Origin of the sequence: Pseudomonas sp. Pf153, from assembly GCF_001269775.1 — a bacterium.
Classification (GTDB): domain Bacteria; phylum Pseudomonadota; class Gammaproteobacteria; order Pseudomonadales; family Pseudomonadaceae; genus Aquipseudomonas; species Aquipseudomonas uvaldensis.
On record NZ_LHVL01000018.1, the window covers coordinates 71,556 to 94,758 of the forward strand.

A 23,203-nucleotide genomic window follows, 5' to 3' on the forward strand; every position below is an offset into this window, starting at 1 on the left:
TGGGCGTGATAACGATGTCGACAGACAAGGTCTCTGTCCACGGCAGTTGGGCTAGCCGCTGGGTCTTCATACTCGCTGCCACCGGTTCGGCCGTGGGGCTGGGTAGTATCTGGAAATTCCCCTACATGGTCGGCGTCTACGGTGGCGGTGCCTTCGTACTGATGTTTTTGGCGTGTATCGTGCTCATCGGCGCGCCGGTGATGTTGGCCGAGACCCTGATCGGTCGTCGCGCCCGGCAAAGCCCGGCCAACGCCCTGAAAGTGCTGGCGGTGGAGGCGGGGCACTCGACCAAATGGTCGTGGGGCGCGTTCGCCGGGATGATAACGGCGCTGCTGATCCTGTCTTTCTATAGCGTGGTCGGCGGTTGGTCGCTGGATTACATCATCGATATGGGGCGCGGCGACTTCCAGGGCGTGCCGCCCGATCAGGTGGGTGCCTATTTTGGCAAGGTGATTTCCGATCCCTGGCGGCTGACGCTCTGGCATACGATTTTCATGGTGCTGTCCGCCGTCGTGATTTCCAAGGGCGTGGTCGCGGGGCTCGAGCGCAGCCTGCGGATCATGATGCCGCTGCTGTTCGTGATGATCCTGGTGCTGCTGGGCTACAGCATGACCACCGGGCATTTCATGGAAGGCCTGCACTTCATGTTTGATTTCAAGCCGGAAAAAGTTCTGGACGGCTTGCTGCCCGCCATGGGGCATGCGTTTTTCTCCCTAAGCGTCGGTGTTGGCTCGATCATGATCTACGGTGCCTACATGCCGAAGAACGCCTCCCTTACCCGGACGGTGTTCGGTGTCGCGCTGCTGGATACCTTCGTGTCGTTGATGGCGGGCGTGGCATTGTTTCCGATTGTGTTCGCGGCAGGCCTGAACCCCAGCGAGGGGCCGGGGCTGATGTTCGTCAGCTTGCCCTTTGCCTTCGGCAGCATGGCGTTCGGCCAAGTGATGGGGGTGATATTTTTCGTCCTGGTCGCCATCGCAGCCTGGAGTTCGGCGATTTCCCTGCTGGAACCCATGGTGGCTTACCTGGTCGAGCGAACCCGGATCAGTCGCGCCTGGGTGACATTCTGGCTGGCCTTCACCTGCTGGTTCGTTGGCCTGGGCACGGTGTTTTCCTTCAATATATGGAAGCAGGCGAAGTTTTTCGTGAACGAAGACGGGCTGTTCCATCTCTACCAATGGGGAGCAACCGGAGGGCTGGACTTCTTCGGCGTGATTGATTTCTTCACATCACGGATCATGCTGCCACTGGGCGGTTTGTGTTTCGTGGTGTTTGCAGGGTGGATCATGGGGCGTGATGCCGTGCGCGATGAGCTGTCGCTGCGCAGCCCGATGCTGTTCGCCTTGAGTCTGTTCCTGATGCGCTACGTGGCCCCCATCGGCATCCTCGTAGTGTTTGCCGCCCAGCTGTGGAAGTGACGCTTACATGACGACACATATTCAACGCTCGGCCTTGTTGCCCTACCCGGCGCAGGCGCTGTACGACTTGGTCAATGATGTGGCGAGCTACCCGCAGTTCCTGCCCTGGTGCTCATCGGCCGAGGTGCTTGAGAGCTCCGAAACCCATATGCGCGCCAGCCTCAATGTCGCCAAGGGTGGGCTGAGCCAGCATTTCGTCACACGCAATACCCTGGTGCCGGGGCAGTCCATTGAAATGAACCTGGAAGAAGGGCCTTTCAATCAGCTTCATGGGATCTGGGTGTTCAAGCCGTTGGGTGAGAAGGCCTGCAAGATCAGCCTGGATCTCTCGTTCGACTATGCGGGGCCCCTGGTGCGGGCCACGCTGGGGCCGTTGTTCAATCAGGCGGCCAACACCCTGGTCGACGCGTTCTGCCAGCGTGCCAAGCAGAACGCAGAGCTCAAGCGTTGATCGAGATAGAAGTGGTGTATGCCACTGCTGAACGGCAGATCCTGCGGGCGTTTGCCGTGCAGGAAGGAACGACGGTTCGCGCCGCGCTGGGCGTATCCGGCCTTGCGCAGGTGGTGGCCGGGTTGGACTTGGCGACTTGTCCGGTAGGGATTTTCGGCAAAGTGGTTGCCGATCCGGAGCGCCAGGTGGTGCAGGCAGGGGATAGGCTTGAAATCTATCGGCCGCTGCTGGCGGACCCTAAAGAGATCCGTCGTCTGCGGGCTGCCAAGGCTGCCCAGGCGCGTCAGTCCAAGTAAGCGTCAAGCCTGTTTCGCAGGTAATAAAAAACCCGGCGCGCCGGGTTTTTTATTGGATGCAGCTTATTGCGGCGAGGTATCCAGAGGCTCGGGTGTCGGGACAGGTACGGTCTCGACGCTGTCCACGTCCTTCTGGATCTGATCCAGCAACGACCCAGGCTTGGCCGGTTTTTCCGGTTTTTCCGGTTTCGGCTGTTCGGCGTTCTTGGTCGGATCGGTGATGGTGGTGCCGCTGTCCTGGCCCATGATGGCTTCGTCGCGGCTCACGCCAGGCATGAAATCGCCCGACAGGCTGACAAGTTGGTCATTGGCGTTGAAGATAACGCTGATGCGTTCCTGTTGGCGCTCGCCGCCACCTGGCTGCAAGCTATAGAGATAATCCCAGCGATCGGCGTGGAACGTGTCGGTCAGCAAAGGGTTGCCCATGATAAACCGTACTTGCCGACGGGTCATTCCCGGGCGTAACTGGTCTATCATGTCCTGCGTGACGACATTGCCCTGCTGGATGTCGATTTTGTAAACCCCGGGGAATGAACAACCGGCGAGTGCGAGCAGTCCCACGAAGGTGAAACTGGTTAGCAAGAGCTTGGTGTTTTGCATCGGTGGGCGACTTCCACTATCTTGGCTGGGACAACGTAAACCCCGATCATACCCGCATTAAGAGAAGCTGCGAAGCAGCATCGCGAGAAAGCTGACCATGGTTGAAAATAGCGAACTACGCAAAGCCGGCCTCAAGGTGACACTGCCACGGGTCAAGATTCTGCAAATGCTCGATTCCGCAGAGCAGCGGCACATGAGTGCCGAAGACGTCTACAAGGCCCTTATGGAAGCGGGTGAGGACGTCGGTCTGGCCACGGTTTACCGTGTATTGACTCAATTCGAAGCTGCCGGGCTGGTGGCTCGTCATAATTTCGATGGCGGTCATGCGGTGTTTGAGCTGGCGGACGGGGAACATCACGATCACATGGTGAACGTGGAAACCCGTGAAGTCATCGAATTCGTCAGTCCTGAAATTGAGAAGCTGCAAAAAGCAATTGCCGAGGAATATGGTTTCGAGCTGATCGATCACCATCTTGTCCTGCATGTGCGCAAGAAAAAGTAAGTTTGCGACGTAAATAAAGAAGGCGACCTAGAGGTCGCCTTCTTTTTATCGCTGTTTCTCAGGATTTTGCCGCGACCACCATTTTCTTCGCATGGGCCAGGGATTCCTTGGTGAGGTCGATCCCCCCCAGCATCCGTGCTACCTCTTCCACGCGTTCTGTCTTGTCGAGCCTGGATACCGCCGTGCGGGTGTCTTTCTCGCCCCGTACCTTGTGCACAAACAGGTGCTGGTGTCCCTGTGCCGCGACCTGGGGCAGGTGCGTGACCGTCAGGACTTGCCCGCGCTCTCCGAGCCGACGCAGCAGTTGGCCGACGATTTCTGCCGTTGGCCCACCAATGCCCACATCCACTTCGTCGAATACCAGGGTCGGCACCCGTGAGGTTTGCGCCGTAATGACCTGGATGGCCAGGCTGATCCGCGACAACTCACCACCGGACGCGACTTTTGCCAGCGCCTTGAGTGGTTGCCCGGGGTTGGCGCTGACCAGCAGCTCGACCTGTTCCAATCCGTTGGGCTGCAGTTCGTCGCCAGTGTTCGGGCGTAGTTCGATGGTAAAGCGACCGCCCGGCATGCCCAGACGCTGGATTTCCTGTTCCACGGCACTGGCCAGCCCTGTCGCGGCTTGACGGCGTAGTGCGCTGAGTTCGCTGGCCTTTTCCTGGTAATGACGGGCATAGGAGGCCAGTTCGTCGCCCAGACGCTCGATGGACTCATCGTTGGCGTTCAGGGTTTCCAGTTCTTCCAGGAGGCGTTGCTGCAGCTCGATAACGTCGGTTGGCTGGACGCGATGTTTGCGAGCCAGCGTATAAATAGTGTCCAGGCGTTCTTCCAGATATTGCAGGCGCGCCGGGTCAGCATCGAAGTGATCGATGAACCGGTTCAATTCCCCGACGGCTTCTTCGACCTGGATCTGCGCACTGGTCAGCAAATTGGTCGCCTCGCTCAGGGAGCCGACGGAGTTGTTCACGCTGGTAAGCCGGTTAAGGCTTGCGGTCAGCGCGCTTAGCACGTTGCCTGAGTCGCTCTCGCTGCATTGCTCGACCACTTGCCGGCAGATACCCAGGAGGGTTTCGGCGTTGGTCAGGTTCTTGTGCTCCTGCTCCAGTTCCTCCAGCTCGTTCTCACCCAGCGCGAGGTTTTCCAGTTCCTCGAGCTGATAGCTCAACAATTGATGGCGAGCCCGTTGTTCATCACCGGAGTTGGAGAGCCGGTCCAGTTCCTGCCGGGTCTGGCGCCAGCGCTGGGCGGCCAGTTGGACCTGGCGCGCCAGGTCGGTGGCGCCGGCATATTCATCGAGCAGGCGGCGATGGGTATCGGTCTTGAGCAGGGACTGATGTTCATGCTGGCTGTGGATGTCGATCAGCAACTCGCCAAGGGCCTTGAGATCGCCCAGCGGGCAGGGGGTGCCATTGATGTAGCCACGGGAGCGACCTTCTGCCGTGATGACCCGGCGCAGGATGCACAGGCCGTCGGTATCCAGATCGCGCTCGGCCAGCCAGGCGCTGGCTTCGGGAATATCGCCCAGGTCGAAGGTCGCCAGGATGTCGGCCTTGTCCGCGCCGGGGCGCACGACGCCACTGTCGGCGCGATCGCCCAGCGTCAGGCCCAGGGCGTCGAGCATGATCGACTTGCCGGCACCGGTTTCACCGGTGATCACGCTCATGCCTCGATCGAGTTCAAGGTCGAGGTGTTCCACGATGGCGTAATTGTGTACGGACAGGTGAACCAGCATAAGGCCGCTCCCAGGTTTCAGGTCTGGTTATTTATACAGTGTTTTGTTTTGAGCTGACAATGCCTTGCCTTAGCTCGATTCGCTTGGAGCACGAGGTTTTTTGATGCTTTTGAGTAATAAATAAGCAAATGTTTTTTGTAGGGTTAATTCGTTTGGCGGCCCTTGAAGCTGAAAAACCCGACCCCATATACGGGGCAGAAGCGCGAGTCGAGCTCGCGGACGAAATTGAAAGGAGAAATCTATGGCTGACGAACAGACACCGGATACGCAAAATCTAGACACCGATCAGGCTTCCCAGGATTCGAGCGAAGGCCTGGCGGCTCGTGTGCAAGTGCTCGAGGAGCAACTGGCGGGTGCGCAGGATCAGGCGTTGCGTGTCGCGGCCGACCTGCAGAACGTCCGCCGCCGCGCCGAGCAGGATGTAGAAAAGGCCCACAAATTTGCCCTGGAGCGTTTTGCCGGCGACCTGCTGCCGATCATCGATAGCCTGGAGCGCGGTCTGGAACTGTCCAGCCCGGACGACGAGAACATTCGTCCGATGCGCGAAGGCATCGAACTGACCCTGAAGATGTTCCAGGACACCCTCAAGCGTTATCAACTCGAAGCCATCGATCCCCATGGCGAACCCTTCAACGCCGAGCATCATCAGGCCATGGCGATGCAGGAAAGCGCCGACGTCGAGCCAAACAGTGTTCTGAAGGTTTTCCAGAAAGGGTACCTGCTCAACGGCCGCCTGCTGCGCCCGGCCATGGTTGTGGTCAGCAAGGCGCCGGCACCGGTTTCACCTTCTATCGACGAGCAGGCTTGAAATCGGGCGCAGCGGCCCCATCTAGAAGTCAAGCGTTTAAGTGCTACCGCAGTTAGCCACCACTGCTGCGGCAACAAAATCCAAGTTCCGGGAGAGTTAACATGGGCAAGATTATCGGTATCGACCTGGGGACCACCAACTCGTGCGTCTCCGTGCTGGAAAACGGCAAGGCCAAAGTGATTGAAAACGCTGAAGGCGCGCGCACCACGCCGTCGATCATTGCGTACGCCAACGATGGCGAAATCCTGGTCGGCCAGTCGGCCAAGCGTCAGGCAGTGACCAATCCGCATAACACCCTGTACGCGGTGAAGCGTCTGATCGGTCGCAAGTTCGACGAAGAAGTCGTTCAGAAAGACATCAAGATGGTGCCTTACAAGATCGCCAAGGCTGATAACGGCGACGCCTGGGTTGAAGTGAACAGCCAGAAGATGGCTCCGCCTCAGATCTCGGCCGAAATCCTGAAGAAAATGAAGAAAACCGCCGAAGACTACCTCGGCGAGTCCGTGACCGAAGCGGTCATCACCGTTCCTGCCTACTTCAACGACAGCCAGCGTCAGGCCACCAAGGACGCCGGTCGCATCGCGGGCCTGGACGTAAAACGTATCATCAACGAACCGACCGCTGCGGCTCTGGCCTACGGTATGGACAAGGCCAAGGGCGATCATACCGTGATCGTTTATGACCTGGGTGGCGGTACCTTCGACGTTTCCGTTATCGAGATCGCTGAAGTCGATGGCGAGCACCAGTTCGAAGTGTTGGCCACCAACGGCGACACCTTCCTCGGCGGTGAAGACTTCGACATCCGCTTGATCGACTACCTCGTCGACGAGTTCAAGAAAGAAACCGGCATGAACCTCAAGGGCGACCCGCTGGCGATGCAGCGCCTGAAAGAAGCCGCTGAGAAAGCCAAGATCGAGCTGTCTTCGAGCCAGTCGACCGACGTGAACCTGCCGTACATCACTGCAGATGCTACCGGTCCTAAGCACCTGAACGTGAAGATCTCTCGCGCCAAACTCGAAGCGCTGGTGGAAGACCTGGTTCAACGCACCATCGAGCCTTGCCGCATCGCTATGAAGGACGCCGGTATCGACGTTGGCGCGATCAACGACGTGATCCTGGTCGGTGGCCAGACGCGTATGCCGCTGGTTCAGAAGCTGGTGACCGATTTCTTCGGCAAGGAGCCGCGCAAGGACGTGAACCCGGACGAAGCCGTGGCCATGGGTGCTGCCATCCAGGGCGCCGTACTGGCCGGTGACGTGAAAGACGTTCTGCTGCTTGACGTCAGCCCGCTGACCCTGGGTATCGAAACCATGGGCGGCGTGATGACCGCGCTGATCGAGAAAAACACCACGATTCCTACCAAGAAATCCCAAGTGTTCTCGACTGCCGATGACAACCAGAGCGCCGTGACCATTCACGTGCTGCAGGGCGAGCGCAAGCAGGCCGCGCAGAACAAGTCCCTGGGCAAGTTCGACCTGGCCGAGATTCCACCGGCTCCACGTGGCGTGCCGCAAATCGAAGTGACCTTCGACATCGACGCCAACGGCATCCTGCACGTCGGCGCGAAAGACAAGGCCACTGGCAAGACCCAGTCGATCGTGATCAAGGCCAACTCCGGTCTGTCCGAGGAAGAAATTCAGCAGATGGTTCGCGATGCTGAAGTCAACGCCGAGGAAGACCGCAAGTTCGAAGAGCTGGCCAGCGCCCGCAACCAGGGTGATGCCCTGGTGCACTCGACTCGTAAGATGATTGCCGATGCTGGCGAGAAAGTGACTGCCGAAGAGAAGACTGCGATCGAAGCAGCCGTGGTTGCCCTGGAAGCCGCCGTCAAGGGCGACGACAAGGCTGCCATCGAAGCGAAGATCGAAGAGCTGTCCAAAGTCTCCGCGCCAGTGGCCCAGAAGATGTACGCCGAGCAGGCTCAGCCGGCTGAAGGCGCTGCACAGCAAGGCGAGTCGGCAGGCAAGGCTGACGACGTCGTCGACGCTGAGTTCGAAGAAGTGAAAGAAAACAAGTAATCGCTTGTTGGTCGGCCGGTTGACTGCATTTGTGCGGTGGCTGGTAGGATGTCGCCGCGCGGGAGCTTGCTCCCGCGTTGGCGTGTCTGGAGACAATGAATTTTTACAGCATGCGACAGCGTTCGGGTGCTGGCGGCCTGATCGGGAATGCTCCTGCTTTCCGGTCGGCGAAAGGCCGCATTTTGGCCGGATCCCTGGCTGAAAGATTTAAGACCAGGATCGTTTCGACGTGAGCTGGGTCCGGGCCTGCATGGGGGCTCAGCGAGTTTGGCGAAGCTCAGGAGAGTTGCGCCGGACGTCCTATAAGAGTGCGAAGACTAATGGCAAAGCGTGATTTCTACGAAGTATTGGGTGTTGAGCGGGGGGCCAGCGAGGCAGAGCTGAAAAAGGCCTATCGCCGTCTGGCGATGAAGCACCACCCGGACCGTAACCCTGGCGATAAAGCGTCGGAAGAGCTGTTCAAGGAAGCCAATGAGGCTTACGAGGTATTGTCGGACTCCAGCAAGCGCGCGGCTTACGACCAGTACGGTCATGCGGGCGTCGACCCGAGCATGGGGGGTGGCGGTGCTGGTTTCGGCGGCCAGAACTTCTCCGATATCTTCGGTGATGTGTTCAGCGATTTCTTCGGCGGCGGTCGCGGTGGCGCCCGGGGCGGCGCGCAGCGTGGCAGCGACTTGCGCTACACGCTGGAGCTGAACCTGGAAGAAGCGGTGCGCGGTACCACCGTCAATATCCGTGTTCCGACATTGGTCAACTGCAAACCCTGCGACGGTTCGGGTGCCAAGAAGGGGTCTTCCCCGGTCACCTGCCCGACTTGCGGTGGTATTGGCCAGGTTCGCATGCAGCAGGGCTTCTTTTCGGTGCAGCAGACCTGCCCGCGTTGCCATGGCCAGGGCAAGATCATTTCCGATCCGTGCGATTCCTGCCACGGTGAAGGGCGCGTCGAAGAGTACAAGACGTTGTCGGTCAAGGTGCCGGCCGGTGTCGATACCGGTGACCGTATTCGCCTGTCCGGCGAGGGTGAGGCGGGTGCGCAGGGCGGTCCGACCGGCGATCTTTATGTGGTGATCAACGTGCGTGAGCACGCGATCTTCCAGCGCGACGGCAAGCATCTGTTTTGCGAAGTGCCGATCAGCTTTGTCGATGCGGCCTTGGGTGGCGAGCTTGAGATCCCGACCCTCGATGGTCGCGTCAAGCTGAAGATTCCTGAGGGCACGCAGACCGGCAAGCAGTTCCGCATTCGCGGCAAAGGCGTTGCGCCGGTTCGTGGCGGCGGTGCCGGTGACCTGATGTGCCGCGTTGCGGTAGAGACGCCGGTCAACCTGAGTCGGCGCCAGCGTGAGTTGCTGGAAGAGTTTCGCAGTTCGCTGGAGGGTGATAACAGCCACTCCCCGAAAACCACCGGTTGGTTCGAAGGCGTGAAGCGCTTCTTCGGCGATCTGTAAGGAGGTCGCATGCGACGTATAGCTGTGATGGGCGCTGCAGGGCGCATGGGCAAGGCGTTGGTCGAGGCGGTGCAGCAACGTTCGCCGCTCTCGGGGCTGACCGCGGCCATCGTGCGGCCCGACAGCACCCTGGTCGGCGCCGATGCTGGTGAGCTGGCTTCGCTGGGGCGTATCGGTGTTCCGATGTCCGGTGGGCTGGAAAAGGTGTTGGACGAATTCGATGTGCTCATCGATTTCACCCTGCCGGAGGTGATGCTGAAAAACCTCGCCATCTGCCGCAAGAACGGCAAGGCCATGGTCATCGGCACGACAGGTCTGGATGCTGCGCAGAAGCAATTGCTGGCCGACGCCGGCAAGGACATTCCGATCGTGTTCGCGGCGAACTTCAGCGTGGGTGTGAACCTGTCGCTGAAATTGCTGGATCTGACGGCCCGGGTCCTGGGGGATGACGCGGACATCGAAATCATCGAGGCGCATCACCGCCATAAGATCGACGCGCCTTCAGGCACTGCCTTGCGCATGGGTGAAGTGATTGCCGATGCGCTGGGACGTGATCTGCAAGAGGTGGCGGTGTATGGGCGTCAGGGGCATACAGGTGCCCGTGAGCGGGATACCATCGGTTTCGCTACCGTGCGGGGCGGTGATGTGGTGGGGGATCATACCGTGCTGTTCGCCACCGAAGGCGAGCGACTGGAGATCACCCACAAGGCGTCCAGCCGCATGACCTTCGCCAAGGGCGCCGTGCGCGCCGCGCTGTGGCTGGACGGTCGCGAGCCGGGGCTGTACGACATGCAGGACGTTCTCGACCTGCGTTGATCATTGAATACGGGGTTCGGGTTATACTGCGCCCCGTTTTACACCGCCTCGCGACGGCCTGTCGCATTCCTCAGCCTTTTAGGCTCATTAGCGGTGGACCAAAAAAGCCTTTTTCTGTAAGCTACAGCTTTAGTGTGTCCACTAAAAGCGCGCAGAATAATTCAGTGAAAGAAGCGGGGTGACGTGTCCATACGTCACTCCGCTTTTTTACAACCTGCGATCGCCCTTTCAGGCTTTATTTACGGGAGGTCTTCTTGACTAAGCCAGCCATACTCGCCCTTGCTGATGGCAGCATTTTTCGCGGCGAAGCCATTGGAGCCGACGGTCAGACCGTTGGTGAGGTGGTGTTTAACACCGCAATGACCGGCTATCAGGAAATTCTTACCGATCCTTCCTACGCCCAGCAAATCGTTACCCTGACCTACCCGCACATCGGCAACACCGGTACCACGCCGGAAGATGCCGAATCCGATCGCGTCTGGTCCGCTGGCCTGGTCATCCGTGACCTGCCGCTGGTAGCGAGCAACTGGCGTAACACGATGTCCCTGTCCGATTACCTGAAAGCCAACAATGTCGTGGCGATCGCTGGCATCGACACGCGTCGCCTGACCCGTATCCTGCGGGAAAAAGGCGCGCAGAACGGCTGCATCATGGCTGGCGACAACATTTCCGAAGAAGCTGCGATCGCTGCTGCCCAGGGTTTCCCTGGCCTGAAAGGCATGGACCTGGCGAAAGTCGTCAGCACCAAGAAACAGTACGAGTGGCGTTCCTCGGTCTGGAACCTGAAGACCGACAGCCATCCGACGATCGAAGCGTCCGAGCTGCCGTACCACGTGGTTGCATACGACTACGGCGTCAAGCTGAACATCCTGCGCATGCTGGTGGAGCGTGGCTGCCGCGTGACCGTGGTGCCGGCGCAAACCCCGGCCGCCGATGTGCTGGCTCTCAACCCGGATGGCGTGTTCCTGTCCAACGGCCCGGGTGACCCGGAGCCTTGCGACTACGCGATCCAGGCGATCAAGGACGTGCTGGAAACCGAGATACCGGTATTCGGCATCTGCCTCGGGCACCAGTTGCTGGCCCTGGCCTCGGGCGCCAAGACGCTGAAGATGGGCCACGGCCACCATGGCGCCAACCACCCGGTCCAGGATCTGGACACCGGCGTCGTGATGATCACCAGCCAGAACCACGGTTTCGCAGTGGATGAAGCGACCCTGCCGGCCAACGTGCGGGCGATTCACAAATCGCTGTTCGACGGCACGCTGCAAGGCATCGAGCGCACCGACAAGAGCGCGTTCAGCTTCCAGGGCCACCCTGAAGCGAGCCCGGGCCCGAACGACGTGGCTCCGCTGTTCGATCGCTTCATCAATGAGATGGCCAAGCGACGCTGACCGCGTAAGCCCGAGGGCGGCCCCAGTACGGCGGCCCCCTCAGGCGCTGCAAAGATTGTTCGACGGCCTAGCCGACTGACCTGCGGATTTGAGTGACAAACCCATGCCAAAACGTACAGACATAAAAAGCATCCTGATTCTCGGCGCTGGCCCGATCGTGATCGGCCAGGCCTGCGAGTTCGACTACTCCGGCGCCCAGGCCTGTAAGGCCCTGCGCGAAGAGGGTTATCGCGTCATCCTGGTGAACTCCAACCCGGCCACGATCATGACCGACCCGGCCATGGCCGACGCCACCTACATCGAGCCGATCAAGTGGCAGACCGTTGCCAAGATCATCGAAAAGGAACGTCCGGACGCTCTGCTGCCAACCATGGGTGGCCAGACTGCGCTGAACTGCGCACTGGACCTGGAGCGCGAAGGCGTTCTGGAGAAGTTCGGTGTCGAGATGATCGGTGCCAACGCCGACACCATCGACAAGGCTGAAGACCGTTCCCGTTTCGACAAGGCCATGAAGGCCATCGGCCTTGAATGCCCGCGTTCCGGTATCGCCCACAGCATGGAAGAGGCCAACGCGGTCCTCGAGAAGCTGGGCTTCCCATGCATCATCCGACCGTCCTTCACCATGGGCGGCACCGGTGGCGGCATCGCCTACAACCGTGAAGAGTTCGAAGAAATCTGCTCCCGTGGTCTGGACCTGTCGCCGACCAAGGAACTGCTGATCGACGAATCCCTGATCGGCTGGAAAGAGTATGAAATGGAAGTTGTCCGCGACAAAAAGGACAACTGCATCATCGTCTGCTCCATCGAAAACTTCGACCCGATGGGCGTGCACACCGGCGACTCGATCACCGTCGCGCCGGCCCAGACCCTGACCGACAAGGAATACCAGATCCTGCGCAACGCTTCCCTGGCGGTGCTGCGTGAGATCGGTGTTGAAACCGGCGGCTCCAACGTCCAGTTCGGCATCTGCCCGAACACCGGTCGCATGGTGGTCATCGAGATGAACCCGCGGGTGTCCCGTTCCTCGGCTCTGGCCTCGAAGGCCACCGGCTTCCCGATTGCCAAGGTCGCCGCCAAGCTGGCCGTGGGCTACACCCTGGACGAGCTGTCGAACGACATCACCGGCGGCAAGACCCCGGCGTCCTTCGAACCGTCCATCGACTACGTCGTCACCAAGTTGCCGCGTTTTGCCTTCGAAAAATTCGCCAAGGCCGACGCTCGTCTGACCACTCAGATGAAGTCGGTCGGTGAAGTCATGGCCATCGGCCGGACCTTCCAGGAGTCCCTGCAGAAGGCCCTCCGCGGCCTGGAAGTGGGCGTTTGCGGCCTCGATCCGAAACTGGACCTGAGCAGCCCGGAAAGCATGAGCGAGCTCAAGCGCGAGCTGACCGTGCCGGGTGCCGAGCGTATCTGGTACGTGGCGGATGCGTTCCGTGCCGGCATGACCGTCGAGCAGATCTTCGGCATGAACATGATCGACCCTTGGTTCCTGGTGCAGATCGAAGATCTGGTCAAGGAAGAAGAGAAGGTCAAGACCCTGGGCATGTCCAGCATCGACCGCGACACCATGTTCCGCCTCAAGCGCAAGGGCTTCTCCGACCAGCGCCTGGCCAAGCTGCTGGGTGTGACCGAGAAGAGCCTGCGAGCCCATCGCCACAAGCTGGAAGTGTTCCCGGTCTACAAGCGCGTCGACACTTGCGCCGCCGAATTCGCCACCGACACCGCCTACCTGTACTCCACGTATGAGCAAGAGTGCGAAGCCGCGCCATCGACCCGTGACAAGATCATGATCCTGGGTGGCGGTCCTAACCGGATCGGCCAGGGCATCGAGTTCGACTACTGCTGTGTACACGCCGCGCTGGCCCTGCGTGACGACGGGTACGAGACCATCATGGTCAACTGCAACCCGGAAACCGTGTCCACCGACTATGACACGTCCGACCGCCTGTACTTCGAACCGGTCACCCTGGAAGACGTGCTGGAAATCGTCCGTGTCGAGAAGCCCAAGGGCGTGATCGTCCAGTACGGCGGCCAGACACCTCTGAAACTGGCTCGCGCCCTGGAAGCCGCTGGCGTACCGATCATCGGTACCAGCCCGGATGCGATCGACCGCGCCGAAGACCGTGAGCGCTTCCAGCAAATGGTCGAGCGCCTGAACCTGCGTCAGCCGCCTAACGCCACCGTGCGCAGCGAAGACGAAGCGGTCAAGGCTGCGGCCAGGATCGGTTATCCACTGGTGGTGCGCCCATCCTATGTATTGGGCGGCCGGGCGATGGAAATCGTCTACAAGGAAGAAGAACTCAAGCGCTACCTGCGCGAAGCGGTCCAGGTGTCCAACGACAGTCCTGTGCTGCTGGATCACTTCCTCAACTGTGCCATTGAAATGGACGTGGATGCGGTCAGCGATGGCACCGACGTGGTGATCGGCGCGATCATGCAGCACATCGAGCAGGCGGGCGTTCACTCCGGTGACTCGGCCTGTTCGCTGCCGCCATATTCGTTGCCGGCTCACCTGCAGGACGAAATGCGCGAGCAGGTCAAGAAAATGGCCCTGGAACTGGGCGTGGTCGGTCTGATGAACGTACAGCTGGCCCTGCAGGGCGAGGACATCTACGTCATCGAGGTCAACCCGCGCGCTTCCCGGACCGTGCCGTTCGTGTCCAAGTGCATCGGCGTCTCCCTGGCGATGATTGCTGCGCGGGTCATGGCGGGCAAGACCCTTAAAGAGCTGGGCTTTACCAAGGAAATCATTCCGAACTTCTACAGCGTGAAAGAAGCGGTGTTCCCGTTCGCCAAGTTCCCGGGTGTCGACCCGATCCTCGGCCCGGAAATGAAGTCCACCGGCGAAGTGATGGGTGTGGGCGACACCTTCGGCGAAGCCTTCGCCAAAGCCCAGATGGGCGCCAGCGAAGTCCTGCCGACCGGCGGCACGGCCTTCATCAGCGTGCGTGATGACGACAAACCTCTGGTTGCAGGCGTGGCCCGTGATCTGATCAACTTGGGCTTCGAAGTGGTTGCTACCGCCGGGACCGCCAGGCTGATCGAAGCGGCAGGCCTGAAGGTGCGCCGCGTGAACAAGGTGACCGAGGGGCGTCCACATGTGGTCGACATGATCAAGAATGACGAAGTCACGCTGATCATCAATACCACCGAGGGTCGCCAGTCGATCGCTGATTCCTACTCCATTCGTCGCAACGCGCTGCAGCACAAGATCTACTGCACCACGACCATTGCTGCCGGCGAAGCGATCTGCGAAGCGCTCAAGTTCGGTCCCGAGAAGACCGTGCGTCGCTTGCAGGATTTACACGCAGGATTGAAGGCATGAGCATAACCAAGTACCCCATGACTGTTCAGGGCGCTCGCGCCCTGGAAGAAGAGCTGGCGCACCTGACCAAGGTTGAGCGTCCGCGCTTGAGCCAGGCGATCGGTGAAGCCCGCGAATTGGGCGATCTCAAGGAAAACGCCGAGTACCATGCCGCCCGTGAAGAGCAGGGCATGGTCGAGGCGCGCATCCGGGATATCGAAGGCCGCATGCAGAATGCCGTGATCATCGATGTCACGACGATTCCTCATACCGGCAAGGTGATTTTCGGCACAACAGTTGAAATCGCCAACGTCGAGACGGATGAAAGCGTGACTTACCAGATCGTTGGCGAAGACGAAGCGGACATCAAGCTTGGCAAGATATCCGTCGGCTCGCCTATCGCTCGCGCCTTGATCGCCAAGGAAGAGGGGGATGTGGTGTCGGTGAAGACGCCGGGTGGCGTCATCGAGTATGAGATTGTCGAAGTCCGTCACATCTGACCGAAGGCGCCTCCTGCGGGCTGGCGCCATGCTCTGGCAACTCACCCAGATGCTGTGGGTGGGTGGCCTCTGGCTGCTGCACATCGGTATGTTGCCGGTGCTGGGGCGAATTGGCCTGGCACCGCTGCTGATCGATGAAATCGCCGGCATGCTGACGGTTCTGCTGGTCATTTTTTCGGCAGTGTGTGTGGTGTTTCAGGCGTTGGTGCTGGTTCAGGTCGAAGGCCTGGGCAGCCTGTGGCGCGACATGCGTGGGCAATTGTTGCTCATGTCGTTGTACGCGTGCGGGATGTACTTTGCGGTGCGTCTCGGCTGGCCGGATGCGAGCCAGTGGCAGGTATTCAGTTACCTGGTGCTGGGTTTTTCCGGGTTGGTGCTGGTGTTGCAGCCGGTGCCAGGATGGAGCGGCAGGGTGCGCGAAGCACACCCTTGAGCTTTTGGCATCACTTGAAGCGGTGAACGTTCGACAGTTGCTTGTTGACGCTGAAATTCTTGCGATAAATCAACGCCATCTTGCCGATGACTTGCACCAGGTCGGCTTTGCCGGTCTTGCACAGTTCAGCAATGGTGGCCAGGCGGGCTTCGCGGTCGAGGATGTTGAGCTTGATCTTGATCAGCTCATGATCGCTCAGGGCGCGTTCCAGCTCGGCCAGTACACCTTCAGTCAAACCGTTGTCAGCCACAGTCAAAACCGGTTTCAGATGGTGGCCAATGGATTTGTATTGTTTCTTCTGCTCTTGAGTGAGCGGCATAATCTGACCCCTGCGTCTGATCTTGTAAAAAAAGCGGCGGCCAGTTTACCCGAGCGAGTCCGGGACCGCCCACTTAATCACGACCCGTTTTATTCAGAGGTGGCCTGTGGCCCGTTCCAAGACTAGCCAGAACTGGCTCAAAGAGCATTTCAACGATCCGTACGTCAAAATGGCGCAGAAGGATGGCTATCGCTCGCGTGCCAGCTACAAACTGCTGGAGATCCAGGAAAAGGATCGGCTCATCCGTCCAGGGATGACCGTGATCGACCTCGGCGCTGCGCCGGGTGGATGGTCCCAGGTGACCAGTCGTCTGATTGGCGGTCAAGGACGTTTGATTGCCTCCGACATCCTGGAAATGGACAGCATCCCCGATGTGACCTTTATTCAGGGCGATTTCACGGAAGATGCCGTGCTGGCGAAAATCCTGGAGGCCGTCGGAAATACGCAGGTAGACCTTGTGATTTCTGATATGGCCCCCAATATGAGTGGATTGGCGGCTGTCGACATGCCCCGTGCGATGTTTCTCAGCGAGCTGGCCCTGGATCTTGCAGGGCGGGTTCTGCGTCCAGGCGGTGATTTTCTGATCAAGGTCTTCCAGGGGGAGGGCTTCGACGAATACCACAAGGGCATCCGCAAATTGTTCGACAAGGTGCAGATGCGCAAGCCATTGTCGTCCCGTGACCGCTCTCGCGAGCAGTACCTGTTGGCCCGAGGCTTCCGTGGAATCGAGGGTTCGGCCAGCGATGAGCGCCTTTGACAGGGCCGATAGTTTTTTTTATTTCGCATTGCAAAAGCCGCGTAACGAAAATTGAGCGGTCGAAAGTTTCACAAAGGGTTACAGACGGCGCCTGCCAGGGTCGTAGGTAATGTAGTAAGTTAGGCCGGTGAATATCATGCGAGGCGCGCGCCGTCAGCGGAGCCAGCTTCAGAGGGTAGTTAATTGAACGACATGGCAAAGAATCTGATCCTGTGGTTGATCATCGCCGCTGTCCTTGTGACGGTGATGAACAACTTCTCCAGCCCTAACGAGCCGCAGACCCTCAACTATTCCGACTTCATTCAGCAGGTCAAGGATGGCAAGGTCGAGCGCGTTGCCGTCGATGGCTATGTGATTACCGGCAAACGTACCGATGGCGACAGCTTCAAGACCATTCGTCCGGCCATCCAGGACAATGGCCTGATCGGCGACCTGGTCGACAACCATGTCGTAATCGAAGGCAAGCAGCCTGAGCAGCAAAGCATCTGGACTCAGCTCCTGGTAGCCAGCTTCCCGATCCTCGTGATCATCGCGGTGTTCATGTTCTTCATGCGCCAGATGCAGGGGGGCGCCGGTGGCAAGGGCGGGCCGATGAGCTTTGGCAAGAGCAAGGCCCGGCTGCTCTCCGAAGATCAGGTCAAGACCACGCTGGCTGACGTCGCCGGTTGTGACGAAGCCAAGGAAGAAGTCGGCGAGCTGGTGGAGTTTCTCCGTGATCCGGGCAAGTTCCAGCGCCTGGGTGGCCGCATCCCTCGCGGCGTGCTGATGGTCGGCCCGCCCGGTACCGGTAAAACCCTGCTGGCGAAGGCGATTGCCGGCGAAGCCAAGGTGCCTTTCTTCACGATTTCCGGTTCCGATTTCGTCGAAATGTTCGTGGGTGTCGGCGCCAGTCGTGTGCGCGACATGTTCGAGCAGGCCAAGAAGCACGCGCCATGCATCATCTTCATCGATGAAATCGACGCCGTCGGTCGCCACCGTGGCGCCGGCATGGGCGGTGGGCACGATGAGCGCGAGCAGACCCTCAACCAGTTGCTGGTCGAGATGGATGGCTTCGAGATGAATGACGGCATCATCGTGATTGCCGCGACCAACCGTCCGGATGTGCTCGACCCTGCGTTGCTGCGTCCAGGCCGCTTCGACCGCCAGGTGGTGGTGGGGCTGCCGGATATCCGTGGCCGGGAGCAGATCCTCAAGGTCCACATGCGCAAGGTGCCGATGGGCGACGACGTCGCTCCTGCGGTCATTGCCCGTGGTACGCCGGGCTTCTCCGGTGCGGACCTGGCTAACCTGGTGAATGAGGCGTCGCTGTTCGCTGCCCGTTCCGGCAAGCGCATCGTGGAGATGAAAGAGTTCGAGCTGGCCAAAGACAAGATCATGATGGGTGCCGAGCGCAAGACCATGGTCATGTCGGAGAAGGAAAAGCAGAACACGGCCTACCATGAAGCGGGTCACGCGATCGTCGGTCGCATGGTGCCTGAGCACGATCCGGTCTATAAGGTTTCGATTATTCCGCGTGGTCGTGCGCTGGGGGTAACGATGTTCCTGCCGGAAGAGGATCGTTACAGCTTGTCCAAGCGCGCCTTGATCAGTCAGATCTGTTCTCTGTACGGCGGTCGTATCGCTGAAGAAATGACCCTGGGCTTCGATGGCGTGACCACTGGCGCATCCAACGACATCATGCGTGCCAGTCAGATTGCCCGGAACATGGTCACCAAGTGGGGGTTGTCAGAAAAGCTTGGTCCTCTCATGTATGCGGAGGAAGAGGGCGAGGTGTTCCTGGGGCGTGGCGGCACCGGCCAACATGCCAGCTTTTCCGGTGAGACCGCCAAGCTGATCGACTCCGAAGTACGCAGCATCATTGACCAGTGCTACGGTACCGCCAAGCAGATCCTCACGGACAACCGTGACAAGCTCGACGCCATGGCCGATGCCCTGATGAAGTATGAAACCATCGACGCCGAGCAGATCGACGACATCATGGCGGGGCGTCCGCCTCGTGAACCCCGCGACTGGTCGGGTGGTACGGGGACTTCGGGTACCCCTCCAGCGGTGCAGGGCGAACGCCCGGAAACACCGATCGGTGGTCCGGCTGCTGACGTCTAAGGTTTGAAATGACTTCTGCTCAGTCCTCGACCCGGTTGCCTTGCGGCAACCGGGTTCTTGATTTGGCCCATGTACATGTCATGGGTATCCTCAATGTCACTCCCGATTCCTTTTCCGACGGCGGCCGATTCAGCCAGCTCGACGCTGCGCTGCGGCATGCCGAAGCCATGGTGGCGGCTGGGGCGGCGCTGATCGATGTCGGCGGCGAATCGACCCGGCCGGGCGCGAGGCCGGTTTCACCTCTCGAAGAGCTGGAGCGAGTGGCGCCGATTGTCGAGCGCATACATCGCGAACTTGATGTCATAATTTCGGTCGATACGTCCACGCCTGCGGTCATGCGCGAAAGTGCGCGACTCGGGGCGGGGCTGATCAACGACGTTCGTGCCTTGCGACGCGATGGTGCTCTGGATGCCGCGGCGGCCACCGGGTTGCCGGTTTGCCTGATGCATATGCTCGGTGAGCCCGGAACCATGCAGGACGATCCTCGCTATGGTGACGTGACTCGAGAGGTCGGCGAATTTCTGGCGGAGCGTTTGAGTATGTGCGTCGCGGCGGGTATCCCGGCCGAGAAGGTGGTGCTTGATCCCGGATTCGGCTTCGCCAAGACGCTGGCTCATAACCTGAGCCTGTTCAAGCATATGGAAGCCTTGCATGCTCTGGGGCGGCCGTTATTGGTCGGCGTCTCGCGCAAGAGCATGATAGGCAATGCCCTGGGTCGCCCGGTGGGGGAGCGTCTGTATGGCGGTCTTGCACTTGCGGCTCTGGCGATAACAAAAGGCGCGCGCCTGCTGCGGGTGCATGATGTAGCCGAAACGATGGATATCGTGCGGATGATCGCAGCGGTGCAATCAGCCGAATAAGAATGACGGAGCACTTATGAGCAAGAAATATTTTGGCACCGACGGTATTCGTGGTCGGGTCGGTGTATACCCTATTACCCCCGATTTCATGCTCAAGCTCGGCTGGGCCGCCGGCATGGCATTCCGCAAGATGGGCGCCTGCAAGGTGCTGGTTGGCAAGGACACACGAATTTCCGGCTACATGTTCGAATCGGCGCTCGAGGCCGGTCTGACCTCGGCGGGTGCCGATGTGATGTTGCTGGGGCCAATGCCGACGCCGGCCATTGCCTACCTGACGCGTACCTTCCATGCGCAGGCCGGCATCGTGATCAGTGCCTCGCATAACCCTCATGATGATAACGGCATCAAGTTTTTCTCCGGCAAGGGCACCAAGCTGCCGGATGAAGTCGAGCTGATGATCGAAGAACTGCTGGATACGCCGATGACTGTGGTCGAGTCGAGCAAGATCGGCAAAGTGTCGCGGATCAACGACGCCTCGGGTCGTTACATCGAGTTCTGCAAGGGCAGCGTGCCGACCGGCACCAGCTTCGAGGGGCTGAAAATCGTCGTCGATTGTGCCCATGGCGCTACCTACAAGGTTGCACCTAGCGTGTTTCGTGAGTTGGGTGCCGAGGTGGTGGTGCTTTCCGCCCAGCCTAACGGGTTGAACATCAATCATAACTGCGGTTCCACCCATACCGATTCGTTGCAGGCCGCTGTCCTGGCCGAGCATGCCGATCTCGGGATCGCTTTCGATGGCGACGGTGATCGGGTCCTGATGGTGGATCACACTGGCACGGTCGTCGATGGGGATGAGTTACTGTTCATCATTGCCCGCGATCTGCATGAGCGTGGCAAATTGCAGGGCGGTGTGGTCGGCACATTGATGAGCAACCTCGGGCTCGAGCTGGCCCTGGCGGATATGGACATTCCCTTCGTGCGCGCTAACGTCGGTGACCGTTATGTCATCTCGGAGCTGTTGGAGCGTGGCTGGGTGATCGGGGGAGAGAACTCCGGTCACATCGTATGTTTCGACCACACCACCACCGGCGATGCAATCATTGCCGCGCTTCAGGTGCTGATGGCACTCAAGGCGCGTAACGAGAGCCTGGCTCAGTCGCGTCAGGCATTACGCAAATGCCCTCAGGTGTTGATCAATGTGCGTTTTGGTGGCGGTGCGAACCCTCTCGAGCATGCCACGGTCAAGCAGGCCAGCGAGCGTGTGACCCAGGCGATGGCTGGGCGTGGGCGGGTGTTGCTGCGCAAGTCCGGTACCGAGCCCTTGGTGCGTGTCATGGTCGAAGGTGAGGATGAAGCGCAGGTCCGTGGTTATGCCGAAGAGCTGGCAAAACTCGTTACTGAAGTTTCTGCCTGAATTCGGCTTGCCAGTCATGAATCGGTTGGGTAACATCTGCGCCCACTTTGACCGACGAGGTACAGCATGCGTCGCCCTATGGTAGCTGGTAACTGGAAGATGCACGGTACCCGCGCCAGCGTCGCTGAGCTGATCAACGGCCTTCGTCATCTGGCCTTGCCAAGCGGTGTTGATGTCGCGGTATTCCCGCCTTGCTTGTATATCAACCAAGTGGTTGATGGCTTGAAAGGCAAGTCGATTTCGGTCGGCGCGCAGAATTCTGCGGTGGAATCCATGCAAGGCGCATTGACCGGTGAGATTGCGCCGAGTCAGCTGGTGGATGCAGGTTGCTCCCTGGTGTTGATCGGGCATTCCGAGCGGCGTCAGATCATGGGCGAGCAAGACAAAATGCTGATCCGCAAGTTTGCCGCGGCTCAGGCTTGTGGTCTGGTTCCGGTGCTGTGTGTAGGGGAGACCCTGGAGCAGCGCGAAGCCGGAAAGACTCTCGAGGTTGTCGGGCGTCAGCTGGGCAGCATCATCGAAGACCTGGGCGTTGGCGCTTTCGCCAAGGCGGTCATCGCTTACGAGCCAGTCTGGGCCATTGGCACCGGGCTGACTGCTTCGCCGCAACAGGCGCAGGATGTGCACGCCGCCATCCGCGCGCAGTTGGCGGCAGAGAATGCTGAAGTGGCACGAGGTGTGCGGCTTCTATACGGCGGCAGCGTGAAGGCGGCCAATGCGGCCGAACTGTTCGGCATGCCGGATATCGATGGGGGGCTCATTGGTGGAGCTTCCCTGAATGCAGATGAGTTCGGTGCGATCTGTCGCGCCGCGGGAAACTGAAAAAATGCTGGAAACAGTCGTAGTCGTTTTTCATCTGCTGGGCGCGCTGGGTGTAGTCGCTCTCGTATTGCTGCAGCAGGGTAAAGGTGCGGATGCTGGTGCGTCTTTCGGTGCAGGTGCTTCAAATACTGTATTCGGAAGCCAAGGTTCCTCTACCTTTCTTAGTAAGTTTACTGCTATACTCGCCGCCGGTTTCTTCTTGACCAGCTTGGGGTTAGGTTACTTTGCTAAAGAGAAAGCTCAAGAGCTGACTCAAGTAGGTTTGCCAAACCCGGCGGTATTGGAAGTACCAAAGCAACAACCGGCTTCTGATGATGTCCCGGTGCTTCAAGAGCAAAAGTCGGCCAACCCGGCGACTGACGTGCCTCCAGCTCAAGAGCAGAAGTAAGAAGGTTTCAAACGCTGTATTTGCCGAGGTGGTGGAATTGGTAGACACGCAACCTTGAGGTGGTTGTGCCCATAGGGTGTAGGGGTTCGAGTCCCCTTCTCGGTACCAATTGAACAGGGGAGCCCGCAATCGCGGGCTTTCTTGTAGGTGGAAGGTTACATTGACCCTATAGGGGATCAGCCGTATACTTGCGCCCCAGCTTTGTCGCGGGATGGAGCAGCCTGGTAGCTCGTCGGGCTCATAACCCGAAGGTCGTCGGTTCAAATCCGGCTCCCGCAACCAGTTTCAGGGCCCCTTCCAAGGGGCTTTTTGTTAGCTGGACACTTTACAACGCCGCTGTTCAACGGCGTTTCAGGGATGGGCGATTCGCCCATTTTTTTTTATTTGCAGCATGCACAAACATGCACGAGGGGGTTCAGGTGTCGAGCAAGCTAGAACAGTTGCAGGCCTTGTTGGCCCCGGTGGTCGTGGCCCTTGGCTATGAATGCTGGGGTATTGAGTTTTCGGCTCAAGGCCGCCACTCACTGTTGCGCGTTTATATCGATAAGGAAGGCGGTGTGCTGGTGGACGACTGTGCCATCGTCAGCCGTCAGATCAGCGGTGTCCTGGATGTTGAAGATCCAATCAGCACCGAATACACCCTTGAAGTTTCCTCGCCCGGCATGGAACGCCCGCTGTTCACACTCGAACAGTTTGCTTCGTTTGCCGGAGAGCAAGTAAAGATCAAGCTGCGCTCGCCTTTTGAGGGGCGACGCAACTTTCAAGGCCTTCTGCGCGGTGTAGAAGAGCAGGACGTCGTGGTGCAGGTAGATGACCATGAGTTCCTGTTGCCGATCGATATGATCGACAAGGCCAACATTATTCCCAGTTTTGACTGATACGTGCC

Annotated in this window: 22 protein-coding genes and 2 tRNA genes; 21 read left to right on the top strand and 3 right to left on the bottom strand. The window is 59.4% G+C overall.

Annotated elements, in window-relative coordinates; translation table 11 throughout:
* Positions 1 to 14: 14 nt before the first annotated feature.
* Genes AD666_RS12415 through AD666_RS12425 form a run of 3 tightly spaced genes read left to right on the top strand, consistent with a single transcriptional unit; the run spans position 15 to position 2,165 of the window.
* Positions 15 to 1,418 carry a sodium-dependent transporter gene (locus AD666_RS12415; protein WP_053152103.1) on the top strand — a complete coding sequence of 468 codons (1,404 nt, stop codon included), beginning with the start codon at positions 15 to 17 and terminating at the stop codon, positions 1,416 to 1,418.
* 7 nt (positions 1,419 to 1,425) lie between these two features.
* Positions 1,426 to 1,869 (top strand): type II toxin-antitoxin system RatA family toxin, encoded by a 444-nt coding sequence (locus AD666_RS12420; RefSeq protein WP_041025009.1) that lies wholly within the window; start codon positions 1,426 to 1,428, stop codon positions 1,867 to 1,869.
* Complete coding sequence (locus AD666_RS12425) at positions 1,866 to 2,165, top strand: RnfH family protein (protein ID WP_053152105.1); 300 nt, start codon at positions 1,866 to 1,868, stop codon at positions 2,163 to 2,165. The genes AD666_RS12420 and AD666_RS12425 overlap by 4 nt, the downstream gene beginning before the upstream one ends.
* 63 nt (positions 2,166 to 2,228) lie before the next feature.
* On the opposite strand, the gene AD666_RS12430 is transcribed toward AD666_RS12425, so the two are convergent.
* On the bottom strand, positions 2,229 to 2,765 hold the full coding sequence (locus AD666_RS12430) for an outer membrane protein assembly factor BamE (protein WP_053152107.1): 537 nt from the start codon (positions 2,763 to 2,765) through the stop codon (positions 2,229 to 2,231).
* 97 nt (positions 2,766 to 2,862) lie between these two features.
* Here AD666_RS12430 and fur point away from each other — a divergent pair, with 97 nt between their 5' ends.
* Positions 2,863 to 3,267 (top strand): ferric iron uptake transcriptional regulator, encoded by a 405-nt coding sequence (fur, locus tag AD666_RS12435; RefSeq protein ID WP_042730876.1) that lies wholly within the window; start codon positions 2,863 to 2,865, stop codon positions 3,265 to 3,267.
* 58 nt (positions 3,268 to 3,325) lie between these two features.
* Here fur and recN read toward each other — a convergent pair whose 3' ends face one another.
* Positions 3,326 to 4,999, bottom strand: coding sequence for a DNA repair protein RecN (gene recN, locus AD666_RS12440; RefSeq protein ID WP_053152109.1), 1,674 nt, complete (start codon positions 4,997 to 4,999; stop codon positions 3,326 to 3,328).
* A 241-nt stretch (positions 5,000 to 5,240) separates the two neighbouring features.
* Between recN and grpE the strand changes: the two genes are divergently transcribed.
* The 8 genes from grpE (at position 5,241) to AD666_RS12480 (ending at position 15,714) form a co-directional block, all read left to right on the top strand.
* Positions 5,241 to 5,807 carry a nucleotide exchange factor GrpE gene (grpE, locus tag AD666_RS12445; RefSeq protein WP_053152111.1) on the top strand — a complete coding sequence of 189 codons (567 nt, stop codon included), beginning with the start codon at positions 5,241 to 5,243 and terminating at the stop codon, positions 5,805 to 5,807.
* Positions 5,808 to 5,908: 101 nt separating this feature from the next.
* Positions 5,909 to 7,825 (top strand): molecular chaperone DnaK, encoded by a 1,917-nt coding sequence (gene dnaK, locus AD666_RS12450; protein ID WP_053152113.1) that lies wholly within the window; start codon positions 5,909 to 5,911, stop codon positions 7,823 to 7,825.
* Between the two features lie 320 nt (positions 7,826 to 8,145).
* Positions 8,146 to 9,270: a molecular chaperone DnaJ gene (gene dnaJ, locus AD666_RS12455; protein ID WP_053152115.1), complete on the top strand. Its 1,125-nt coding sequence runs from the start codon at positions 8,146 to 8,148 to the stop codon at positions 9,268 to 9,270.
* A gap of 9 nt (positions 9,271 to 9,279) precedes the next feature.
* Positions 9,280 to 10,086 carry a 4-hydroxy-tetrahydrodipicolinate reductase gene (dapB, locus tag AD666_RS12460; protein WP_053152117.1) on the top strand — a complete coding sequence of 269 codons (807 nt, stop codon included), beginning with the start codon at positions 9,280 to 9,282 and terminating at the stop codon, positions 10,084 to 10,086.
* Positions 10,087 to 10,340: 254 nt separating this feature from the next.
* A complete protein-coding gene (carA, locus tag AD666_RS12465; RefSeq protein ID WP_053152119.1) occupies positions 10,341 to 11,477 on the top strand; it encodes a glutamine-hydrolyzing carbamoyl-phosphate synthase small subunit in 1,137 nt (378 codons plus the stop codon).
* A 103-nt stretch (positions 11,478 to 11,580) separates the two neighbouring features.
* Positions 11,581 to 14,802: a carbamoyl-phosphate synthase large subunit gene (carB, locus tag AD666_RS12470; protein WP_053152120.1), complete on the top strand. Its 3,222-nt coding sequence runs from the start codon at positions 11,581 to 11,583 to the stop codon at positions 14,800 to 14,802.
* Between the two features lie 2 nt (positions 14,803 to 14,804).
* On the top strand, positions 14,805 to 15,281 hold the full coding sequence (gene greA, locus AD666_RS12475; protein WP_053153208.1) for a transcription elongation factor GreA: 477 nt from the start codon (positions 14,805 to 14,807) through the stop codon (positions 15,279 to 15,281).
* A 28-nt stretch (positions 15,282 to 15,309) separates the two neighbouring features.
* Positions 15,310 to 15,714, top strand: coding sequence for a hypothetical protein (locus AD666_RS12480; RefSeq protein WP_053152122.1), 405 nt, complete (start codon positions 15,310 to 15,312; stop codon positions 15,712 to 15,714).
* Positions 15,715 to 15,724: 10 nt separating this feature from the next.
* Here the strand turns inward: AD666_RS12480 and AD666_RS12485 are convergent, their stop codons facing one another.
* Positions 15,725 to 16,033, bottom strand: coding sequence for a YhbY family RNA-binding protein (locus tag AD666_RS12485; protein ID WP_053152124.1), 309 nt, complete (start codon positions 16,031 to 16,033; stop codon positions 15,725 to 15,727).
* A 106-nt stretch (positions 16,034 to 16,139) separates the two neighbouring features.
* Here AD666_RS12485 and rlmE point away from each other — a divergent pair, with 106 nt between their 5' ends.
* The 9 genes from rlmE to rimP all read left to right on the top strand — a co-directional run bounded on the left by rlmE (position 16,140) and on the right by rimP (position 23,195).
* Positions 16,140 to 16,790: a 23S rRNA (uridine(2552)-2'-O)-methyltransferase RlmE gene (gene rlmE, locus AD666_RS12490; protein WP_053152126.1), complete on the top strand. Its 651-nt coding sequence runs from the start codon at positions 16,140 to 16,142 to the stop codon at positions 16,788 to 16,790.
* A gap of 192 nt (positions 16,791 to 16,982) precedes the next feature.
* Positions 16,983 to 18,893 carry an ATP-dependent zinc metalloprotease FtsH gene (gene ftsH / locus AD666_RS12495; RefSeq protein ID WP_053152129.1) on the top strand — a complete coding sequence of 637 codons (1,911 nt, stop codon included), beginning with the start codon at positions 16,983 to 16,985 and terminating at the stop codon, positions 18,891 to 18,893.
* Between the two features lie 8 nt (positions 18,894 to 18,901).
* The gene (gene folP / locus AD666_RS12500; RefSeq protein ID WP_053152130.1) at positions 18,902 to 19,753 is read left to right on the top strand and encodes a dihydropteroate synthase; all 852 of its coding nucleotides are present in this window, start codon (positions 18,902 to 18,904) and stop codon (positions 19,751 to 19,753) included.
* Between the two features lie 16 nt (positions 19,754 to 19,769).
* A complete protein-coding gene (glmM, locus tag AD666_RS12505; RefSeq protein WP_053152132.1) occupies positions 19,770 to 21,107 on the top strand; it encodes a phosphoglucosamine mutase in 1,338 nt (445 codons plus the stop codon).
* Positions 21,108 to 21,173: 66 nt separating this feature from the next.
* Complete coding sequence (gene tpiA, locus AD666_RS12510; RefSeq protein ID WP_053152134.1) at positions 21,174 to 21,929, top strand: triose-phosphate isomerase; 756 nt, start codon at positions 21,174 to 21,176, stop codon at positions 21,927 to 21,929.
* Positions 21,930 to 21,933: 4 nt separating this feature from the next.
* Positions 21,934 to 22,317: a preprotein translocase subunit SecG gene (gene secG / locus AD666_RS12515; protein ID WP_053152136.1), complete on the top strand. Its 384-nt coding sequence runs from the start codon at positions 21,934 to 21,936 to the stop codon at positions 22,315 to 22,317.
* 22 nt (positions 22,318 to 22,339) lie between these two features.
* Positions 22,340 to 22,425 (top strand) — tRNA-Leu (locus tag AD666_RS12520).
* A 97-nt stretch (positions 22,426 to 22,522) separates the two neighbouring features.
* Positions 22,523 to 22,599, top strand: a tRNA-Met gene (locus tag AD666_RS12525).
* A 137-nt stretch (positions 22,600 to 22,736) separates the two neighbouring features.
* A complete protein-coding gene (gene rimP / locus AD666_RS12530) occupies positions 22,737 to 23,195 on the top strand; it encodes a ribosome maturation factor RimP (protein ID WP_053153211.1) in 459 nt (152 codons plus the stop codon).
* Positions 23,196 to 23,203 lie beyond the last annotated feature (8 nt).